The 9380-nt window shown below is 63.4% G+C and carries 4 protein-coding genes and 3 pseudogenes; 2 read left to right on the top strand and 5 right to left on the bottom strand.

The features are described 5' to 3' along the window. Positions 1-274: 274 nt before the first annotated feature. Together XAXN_RS18330 and XAXN_RS18325 are read right to left on the bottom strand one after the other, a co-directional pair. Entirely contained in the window at positions 275-1084 is an 810-nt protein-coding gene (locus XAXN_RS18330; RefSeq protein WP_054320593.1) for a YopJ family acetyltransferase, read from the bottom strand. Positions 1085-1493: 409 nt separating this feature from the next. After that, a pseudogene (locus XAXN_RS18325) lies at positions 1494-2553 on the bottom strand (DNA-binding protein). Positions 2554-2736: 183 nt separating this feature from the next. Between XAXN_RS18325 and XAXN_RS18320 the strand changes: the two are divergent. Together XAXN_RS18320 and XAXN_RS18315 are read left to right on the top strand one after the other, a co-directional pair. Further along, positions 2737-3693, top strand: a pseudogene (locus tag XAXN_RS18320) (site-specific integrase); the annotation flags it as partial. Positions 3694-3713: 20 nt separating this feature from the next. Continuing rightward, on the top strand, positions 3714-6674 hold the full coding sequence (locus XAXN_RS18315; RefSeq protein WP_054320592.1) for a Tn3 family transposase: 2961 nt from the start codon (positions 3714-3716) through the stop codon (positions 6672-6674). 22 nt (positions 6675-6696) lie between these two features. On the opposite strand, the gene XAXN_RS18310 is transcribed toward XAXN_RS18315, so the two are convergent. The 3 genes and pseudogenes from XAXN_RS18310 to XAXN_RS18300 form a co-directional block, all read right to left on the bottom strand. Then, positions 6697-7182 carry a phosphoadenosine phosphosulfate reductase domain-containing protein gene (locus XAXN_RS18310; protein ID WP_241148167.1) on the bottom strand — a complete coding sequence of 162 codons (486 nt, stop codon included), beginning with the start codon at positions 7180-7182 and terminating at the stop codon, positions 6697-6699. Continuing rightward, complete coding sequence (locus XAXN_RS18305; RefSeq protein WP_054320591.1) at positions 7179-8582, bottom strand: integrating conjugative element protein; 1404 nt, start codon at positions 8580-8582, stop codon at positions 7179-7181. Before XAXN_RS18305 ends, XAXN_RS18310 begins: the two co-directional genes overlap by 4 nt. Positions 8583-8593: 11 nt before the next feature. Further along, positions 8594-9292, bottom strand: a pseudogene (locus tag XAXN_RS18300) (TIGR03756 family integrating conjugative element protein); the annotation flags it as partial. Between the last annotated feature and the right edge of the window lie 88 nt (positions 9293-9380).

Raw genomic sequence — 9380 nt, 5'->3', positions numbered from 1 at the left:
GGGGTTCAGCCGACATACGTGTAAAAATGGCTCACATGATCAGATTTCATCCCTCGCATCAGTGAGTTAGCGAGAGATATCGCGAGTCCCTTGACGACAAGCGTGTGACCTGGCCAGCCGTTCATTTTCACCAATCTCCTAGCTCTGCACGAAACCGGTCTGTCGCTGCGTGCGATCACCGATACGTTAGGAGCGAAGAACTGGTTGTCGAGCACCGCATGGCCGCCGCCGGGAACGGCAGCGTTGCCGGTGCGACATCCCCGAAATTGCACAATCAACTCAGGGGCACCTCGTGGATTCCTTGCGGGCCGGGGCACTGCGCCAGCGCATCCCGCAGGTACTTGAGCCTCTCCTGCTCGATGGAGGTATTGTAGGCCCTGGGCATGCCTGCCACCTCCATCTCCCGGAAATTCTGGACGAAGCTCTCCTCCAGGGGTTCCCGGATATGCACGGGAAGATCGTCGAAGACGTGCTTCGACATCGTGTGCTGGAAGAAGCGCGCATCGAGCACATCGGAGCCGCGCGCGATCGTGAGGTCCACGTCATTGATGGTATCGCCCGTCCCGACGATCTCCCCTCCAAAATTCTTCTTGTGGAGATCCACCATCAAGTCACCGGCATCCGCCATCGCCTTCGCCAGGGCGAAGATCTTACAGCTGACGAAATCCTGCTGCGTGCCCGTGTTGAGGATGGTCAGCGTCGCGTTCTTGACGCCCTTCAACGCGGCGGTCATGACGGCCAGGGTGTCAGTGCATCCCCATACGCTGTCGACCGCCAGAACGGACACCTTCCCACGACCTCCCAACACTTCCACCGCGACGCCATGGCTCACCGCTCTCTTTCCATCGATGCGCTCCACGTTGACGACGGCGCGCCACCGCTCACCCCGCCTGGTATTGACGATAGCTTGTCGCAAGGCATCCGGCTCAGATCTCGACGCCTCGAAAACCTTCACATCGAGCTTGGGGTGGATGTGATTCTGGGCCGCCACCATCTGTGGCTGGAACTGCTGATCGAGTTTGGCCGCCGGATATTGTATTCCTTGACGCTCGGCGTGCTCCAGGGCTTGAATGAAGTCCTGCAATTGAGCCGCGAGCGTAGGTCCGGACGACGACGAAGGAAGGGACGCTCGCCCTGCCATGGTGCCGGTGTCGGAGGGACGGGCGGATGTCGCCGAGCGGGCCGGCCTCGCTCGGGGAGAGCCGAGTGCCGCCAAGTCATGCATGCTGGGTGACACGGGCGTCTCGGGATATGAAGGCCTAGAGGGCGTGGGCTGCTCTGTGGCATGGCTTGGATAATGTTCAGGTGAACCTGCCACGGGTGGACTTGCCACGCTCGGCTTTGAAGTGCATGGACCCATCTTGATCTCCTGCAGTTACTGCAGAAGCAGTCATACCGAGTAGTTCTCCGATTCGCGTTGGCTTAGCGAAGGCCTGACCGGGAAGACGAAGCGATTGACGCGGGAGATTCCCGAGCCTTCACCCAACGCCAGATCATTGGCTTCCTGGCGTTGCACCGGCTGAGATGGGCTTTCCGTGTTCGCCAACGGATCGCGGCGGACGCAACTGCGCCAGGAGTTGTTCCAACGTGCTCAGGCGCACCGTGGCCCGCAAGGTGTCCACCTCGGCGTGTTCCCGGCGCTGGCGCTCTTCGACCAGTTCGGTCCGCGCCGCCGCCAGTTCGGCGCGCACGCCTTCCAGCGCGTGGACATCTTGGGTCCATCGCGCCTGCAAGCCTTGGTGCTCGGCGGCCGCCAGGCGCAGTGCGTCGCGCTCGCGTTGCTGGGCGTCAGCCCCCGCTGGCGTGTCTGCGCCAGTTCCCGCTCCAGCCGGGTCTGGCGTTCCAGCCACTGGCCGTTTTCCCGGTTGAGCTGCATCAGGTCGTGATTCTTGGCGGTCAGCGCCTCGTTGGCCTGCCGTAGGGCGACCTGCAGCTCTTGCACCTGGTGCGCGTGCCGGCGCTGTTCCTGCTCACGCTGGTCCTTGACCGAGGTGCGGTAGTGCTCAAGGGCTTCCCTGGCGTGTTCGTGCTTGTGTTCCAGGGAGCGGGCGTGGCTTTGGTGCTCCGCCAGTCGTGCCGTGAGGCCCGCGATCCGTTCCTCCAGCTGAGCCAACTCGGTAGTGCGGCTGGCCACCTCGCTCCTGGCGGCGTCGCCCGCCTCGCGTTCGGCCTGCAGGGCGGTCTCGCAGCGTTGCAGGTGCGTCCTGAGCAAGCCAGCCTCCTGCCGGGCCTGCTCCAGCGCTTGGGTACGCTCCTGCAGCTGCGCCTGGAAGCGCGCCTGGGCCTGTGCGCCACGGCCGTGTCGGCCTCGGCGTGCAAGCGCTCGGCCAGGCGGCTGACCAGATCCTGCAGCGCGTCGCTGATGGCCACTTTGGCGCCGGGGCGCTGCCCGTCCTCCTCTTCCAACTCCCTCAAATAGCGGTGGATGGTGGTCTTGGACCCCGTGTTGCCTAGCGCCACCCGGACCGCGTCCACGGACGGATGCATGCCCGTGGCGCGCAGGCGATCGCGGGCGCGTTGCACATCGCTTTTGTACAACCCGGACCTTGCCATCCGGCACTCCACGTATTTCGTAACGTATTACATACCATGTAATTACATACTCCTCAACGCATTAAACGGACCGTCGATAGGCGTTGAGCTCACGCGGGATAATGTTGAATTATCCCGCCTTATCCGGAATTTTCGGCTACAGTCGCCATGCGGCCGTACGAAACGGCGTTTCGGAGCGAGGCGGTGAGCTCGGTCAAGCAGTATCTGGAAGCAGCAACCCGCGCCAACACCGAGCGCGCGTATGCAGGAGCGACCCGTCACTTCGAGGTCGAGTGGGGTGGTCATCTCCCGGCGACTGCGGAGCAGGTGGCGTGCTACTTGGCCGCCTACGCCGGGCAACTCGCGCTCAACACACTCAGGCACCGGCTCGCAGCACTTGCGCAGTGGCACCAGGTGCACGGCTTTGTCGACCCGACTCGCGCGCCGCTGGTGCGCCAAGTGCTCAAGGGCATCCAAGCTCTTCACCCGAGCGTCGAAAAACGCGCCACGCCCCTGCAACTCACCCAGCTGGGCCAGGTCACAACATGGCTGGAAGACGCTGCGGCTGCGGCCCACTCTCGCGGCGATCGCGCCGCAGAGCTGCGGCATCTGCGCGATCGCGCCTTGCTGCTGCTCGGCTTCTGGCGCGGCTTCCGCGGCGATGAACTCACCCGTCTCCAGGTGAACCACCTGTGCCTGGTGCCGGGCGAAGGCATGACCTGCTTCCTGCCGCACAGCAAGAGCGATCGCCAGCACGCCGGCACCACCTACAAGGTCCCGGCGCTGTCGCGCTGGTGCCCGGTGGCTGCCACCATGGCCTGGGTCATGGCAGCCGCCCTCCACGAGGGGCCACTGTTTCGCGCGGTCAACCAGTGGGGCGGGATTGCCGCCGCCCCGCTCCACCCCAACAGCCTGGTGCGCCTGCTACGGCGGATCTTCCGCGAGGCCGGGCTGAGCTCTCCCAACGACTACAGCGGCCACTCGCTGCACCGCGGCTTCGCCGGCTGGGCCAACGCCAACGGCTGGGACGTCAAGGCGCTGATGGAGTACGTCGGCTGGCGCGACGTGCAGTCGGCGATGCGCTACATCGACGGGGCCGATCCGTTCGCACGCCAGCGCATCGAAGCCAGTCTGCCGGAAGCGCCCGCGCTGCCAAGGCCTGCAACGACCTGAGGGGCTGGATGGCGTCGATCGAACGGACCGCATACCCGCAATTCAAGCGCAACCCGGTCGTCCACGAACTGGTTGCGGCCTACACGCCAACCGACACTGAGGTGGCCTTCGTTGCCGAGTACACCCGGCAGCCTGCGCACCGCCTGACGCTGACGATCCTGCTCAAGACCTTCCAACGGCTGGGGTATTTCCCCGTGTTGGACGAAGTCCCACCGGCGGTGGTGCGCCATATCCGCAGCGCGCTGAAACTGCGCGTGCAGGTCAAGCCAGCGAATCTTGCCAACGCCTCGCGCTATCGCTACTACCGCCGGATCCGACAATTCCTGCAGGTCCGGGCCTACAGCGACGGCGGGCTGAAGATTGCGGCACGCGCGGTATACGAAGCCGCTGCGGTGATGGATAATCCGGCGGACCTGATCAATGTAGCCATTGAACAGCTCGTGCGTGATCGCGTCGAGCTGCCGGCGTTCTCCACACTGGATCGCCTGACCCGGCGCATCCGCACGCTGGTCAACGGGCGCTATTTCGCTCAGATCGAGGCTCGACTGACCATCGACGAAAAACAGCGCCTGGAAGGCCTCCTGCAGGTCGAACAGGGGCGTCAGAAGAGCCCGCTGCACGCGATCAAGCGCCTGCCCAAGCGCTCTTCGCTGCAGCATTTCCAGGAGTTGATCGACCATATCGCCGAACTGGACGAATTGGTCGGCAGCGAGTTGCACCTGGCGGGCATCCCGGAGGTCAAGCGCAAGCACTTCGCCGCCGAGGCGCGGGCATTGGATGCTTCCGAGCTGCGCAAGTTTCGGCCCGCCAAGCGCTACGCCGTACTGGTGTGCTTGATCCACCGGGCCCGGGTCCAGACGCGCGACGATCTCGCGGAGATGTTCATGAAACGCATGGGGAACATCCACAACCGGGGCCGAGAGGAACTGGAGCGGCTGAGGGCGCGCTATCGCGAGAAGACCGAAGCGATCGTGGCGACGATGTCGGATGTGGTCCGCGTCCTCGACCATCATCGCGGCGACACCGAGGCGGGGCGTGAAATCCGCCGCCTGGTCAACGCCCATGGTGGCGTGCAGACGTTGCAGGCCGACTGCAACGCCATTGCGGCGCATAGTGGCGACAATCACTTGCCGCTGCTGTGGCTGTTCTACAAAAGTCACCGCTCCACCATCCTGCGGATGGTGCGTAGGCTGGACTTGGCCTCGACCACGGAGGACCGCTCCCTGATCGATGCGATCGAGCTGATCCTGACGCAGGAACGAACCCGCAGCGATTGGTTGGATGAACCAGTCGATCTGGCATTCACCACCCAACTCTGGCGCAAGACCATCGTCCATCGCACCGAACGAGGCGAGGAGCGCATCCACCGGCGCCTGTTCGAGGTCTGTGTGTTCTCGTCGCTGGCCAACGAACTGAAATCGGGCGATGTGGCTGTGCGCGGATCGGAAACCTATGCCGACTACCGCGAACAGTTGCTGCCATGGGAGCAGTGTGAGCCTATGTTGGAGGATTACTGCAAGCAGGTGGGGCTGCCGGCCACGGCCGTGGGCTTCGTCAATGCATTGCAATCGCGCCTGATGCAGGTCGCCGAGCTGACCGATCAAGGCTATCTGGAGAATGGCCAAGTAGTCATCGGCGAGGATGGTATCCCGGTGCTCAATCGCAGCAAGGCCAAGGAGATGAGCAGCGGGGCCCGCGCCCTGGAAACCGTCATCCTAGATCGCATGCCCGAACGCAGCGTCATCGAGATCCTGTGCGATGTGGCCCACTGGACGCGCTGGCCCCGGCACTTCGGTCCTCTGTCCGGCTCGGACGCCAAGATCGAGCAACCGACCGAGCGCTACGTCCTCACCGCCTTCACCTATGGTTGCAACCTCGGACCGGCCCAGGCTGCTCGACACCTGCGTGGCGCCGTCTCGGCGCACATGCTGTCGTTCGTCAACCGCCGGCATGTGGATGCTAACAAACTGGCGGCCGCCTGTCGGGACATCATCAACAGCTACGCCGGCCTGCAGCTCCCCAAATGCTGGGGCGATGGCAAGAGCGCGGCCGCCGACGGCACCAAGTACGACCTCTACGACCAGAATCTGCTCGCCTCGTACCACATCCGCTATGGCGGCTACGGCGGCATCGCCTACCACCACGTGTCCGACACGTACGTCGCGCTGTTCAGCCACTTCATTCCGTGTGGAGTCTGGGAGGCGGTCTACATCATCGATGGCCTGCTGAAGAACACCTCCGACATCCAGCCTGATACCGTCCACGCCGACACGCAGGGGCAGTCGCTGCCAGTGTTCGGCCTTTCGCATCTGCTGGGCATCCAGCTGATGCCGCGCATCCGCAACTGGCGCGAATACAAGTTCTTCCGCCCCGATGAGGACATTCGTTACGAACACATCGATGCGCTGTTCCGGGACACTGTCGACTGGGATCTGATCGAGACCCACTGGAAGGACCTGGTGCAGGTCGTGCTCTCGATCAAGACCGGCAAGATCGCGGCCTCGACGCTGCTACGTAAGCTGGGCAACTACAGCCGCAAGAACCGGCTGTACCAGGCCTTCAAGGCGCTCGGTTCAGCCGTGCGCACCTTGTTCCTGCTGCAGTACATCTCCAACCGCGAGTTGCGCGAACAGATCACCGCCTCGACCAACAAGGTGGAGGCCTACAACGGTTTCGCAAAGTATTTCTTCTTCGGCGGGGAAGGGGTGATTGCCGACAACGACCCCGTCGAGCAGGAGAAAGCCGTCAAGTACAACGACCTGGTCTCGAATGCCGTCATCTTCTACAACGCGATCGAACAGACCCGGATCATGAAGGCCATGATGCGGCAGGGGTGGAAGATCGCCCGGGAGGACGTGACTTTCCTCAGCCCGTACGTGACCAGCCATGTGAAGCGCTTCGGGGATTACCTGATTGATGTGGAGGCGGTCCCGGAACCGTATGAGACTGAACTGGCATTGGTCGTGTAGTTTGGTTGCACCAAAATATCCGCTAACTCACTGATGCAATGGATGAAATCCAATTTTGTGAGCTACTTTTACACGTATGTCGGCTGAACCCCATCGGGAATTCCTTGAGCTCGGACGTGCAGAATTGCGCCATCCGCGACGGAAATCGTCCCTTCGTGATGCATAGATCCAGATATGGGTTGCCGGTCGGCTCGTGCAGTTGCGCGGCCTCTTGCACCAGCGCATCGGGAATGCCCATGCGTGGCCAACGCTCCAGCACGTACGCCCGGTGCTTGGCCATCCGAGCATGAAAATCCGCCTTCACCCATTCCACCCGCGGCCCGCCGGTGCGCTCATGCAGGCGTTGTACGTATTCGTACGTCAGTTCGTGCTCGTTGCCCGTGTCCGCAAACACCGCCCGAAATGGACGGCCGGACTCGATCGCCAATAGGTACAACGCGGTTGAATCCTTGCCGCCAGAGACATTGACCAGGTGCTGTACGCGCAAGTTGCGTCCTGCAGCGGTCACGGCGTGCTCCGCGGTTTTTGGATCTCCTGCACGCGATCACGTGTCGGATCGCCCTGGTAGATGCCGCGCGAGCCGGCCGCACGGGTGCTGTGCCGCTGGATCAGCGTCATCGGCGAGTTGCCGGCCAGTTCGCGGCGCAGCTCCAGTTCGGTCTTGAGGTTCTGGATCTCCTGGCCGAGTGTGCTGCTTTCCTGATCCACCGATGTGATCGCCAGTTCGTTGGCGGCCACGTTGGGTTCTTGCCTGCCAGTGAGCAGCGTGCGCTGAAGCAGCAGGGCTTTTTCCATCACGCTTGCGAGGGCGACTTCTGAAGCCAGACGTTTGCCCAGCAAGTCCTGGTCTGGCTCATCACGCAGTGCCTCGATCACGCCACGCGTGACCGGCAGCGATGCGCTGCCGGCGGCGTCCAGGTTGGCGGCCGTCGTCGTCGGTCGGCTACCGCTCACCAGTTCCTGCAGCACCTTGAGCTTGGTCTCGTATTCTTCCTCGATGAGCGGTGTGAGGCCTACGCCAGGGATAGTCGCGGTCTTGTCGCAGGCCTGGCAGGTGCGCTGCTCCCGCTCTCCGAGCACCCGGGTCGCCCATGTTGCGGCGGCCTGCGACGAGTCCGAGGTTTGGCAGGTCATCCGGCCGTTGCAATCGTTCGCGTTGATGGACGAGGTGTCGGTGACATCGCGTCCATTGAGAAGGTTGTAGCCGGCGCGCGTCACTTCACCCACGACCTTGATCGCTGCCTGGCCCGAGCCGCCCGCGCTGCTGCTGCCCACCCAGGGCACGCCGCTGTTGCCCTTGTTCGTCTCGGCCCGTTCGATGGCCGACACCGCATCGGTGCTGGCCACCGCTTGCTTGAGCGCCATGGCTTCGGAGAGCTGATTCCATCCGGTCTGCCCGCCTGCGATGTCCGCCATGCGGTTGGCGATCGCGCGGCAGGTCATCTTCGACCGGTCGAAGTCCAGGCGCGCCTGCAGGATGCCGTTGGTGAGCAGGTTGTACAGGCCCGGGTCGGCGCGCTGGATAATCAGCGCCGGCAGCGACGCTACCGCGCTGGTGGCGTTCTGGATCACGTTGCTCATGATCGACTGGAAGCCATTGGTGACGCCATTGAGTTGGTTCTGGATCGTCGTGGCAATGTTCATGTCGCCGCAGATCAGGTTGCTGTTCCAGTCAGTGCCCACACCGATGCTCTGCATGTTGCCGACCGGTCCCATGGACACGGCCCGGCCACCGCCGATGCTGTACAGCACGTCACTACCGATCACATTGCCGCTGGCGCGGATGCCATCACCATCGATGTGCATCTGAGCCCAAGCCACACTTCCAGCCAGCGTCAGTGCAGCAAGACCCGCGGATCCGAACCGGCGCAAGTTGGAAGAATGCCAATGCGAATGACGGCGTTTCATCGGCATCTTCCTCAGAGGAAATCCATGCTTCCCAGGAACACCTGGCCGCGCCGCTGGCAGCAGCTGTAAGGGCGCCACAGCGCCCAGGCGTAGTCGCCTTGCTGCGCTTGCGCATGGGTGTTCTTGTTGGGGAACACCGCGCAGTGGCTGGACAGGGTCGGGGGCAACTCCTGCCACTTGCCCAAGTCCGCATGACTCTCCACCAATGCGCCAGCCGGCCAATAACCTGCATGAGGAGTGGCAAGCAGCGGCTGGTAGACGTGAGGCTGACCGGTGCGCGTGACCACATCGCCCGCCCGTTGTGCGACTACCGCGCCGGCCAGGTAGTCGTGGCTCTGGTGCAGGAAGCCGCCGCGGGGATAGACGTTGCCCCAGAGGTCTGCCGTCAGGCGCGAGCCGATCTCGCGCACGCCAGCGGTCAACGCTTCCGGATAGGCCATCTCCGGCACGTTGTAGCGCCATGCGAGCGTGTCGAGAGTGCTCAGCAGGTGGGGGGCGAATGGCTTGCCGGCGCCCTCGCAGGTATAGCCTGACTGGCTAGCGAACTCGCTGAAGGCCGCGCCGGCCTGGTGGCCGATCACGTCCGCGTTCTTGAACTTGGACAGGTTGTTTTCGTGGTCCTGATTGGCCGTGCCATCGCCACCGGCCTGCGCGGTCGGATTGGGCAGGCTCATAGCCCGCACTTCGGTTCAGGGGTTTTCCCCCGTCGACGTCCCCCCGTCCTGAGTAGCGGCCGGGTTTAGGGCAACGCTGATCAAGTTCCAAAGATGCGAGGATAAGTGCTTCGCAGCGATGGTG

The sequence above is a fragment of the Xanthomonas axonopodis genome, assembly GCF_001304695.1.
GTDB lineage: Bacteria > Pseudomonadota > Gammaproteobacteria > Xanthomonadales > Xanthomonadaceae > Xanthomonas > Xanthomonas axonopodis.
This window is presented reverse-complemented; position numbering and strand designations above follow the sequence as displayed.

Coding starts and splice junctions, on each gene's coding strand:
- XAXN_RS18315 (WP_054320592.1), top strand. CDS start 3,714: ATGGCGTCGATCGAACGGACCGCATACCCGCAATTCAAGCGCAACCCG.
- XAXN_RS18305 (WP_054320591.1), bottom strand. CDS start 8,582: ATGAAACGCCGTCATTCGCATTGGCATTCTTCCAACTTGCGCCGGTTC.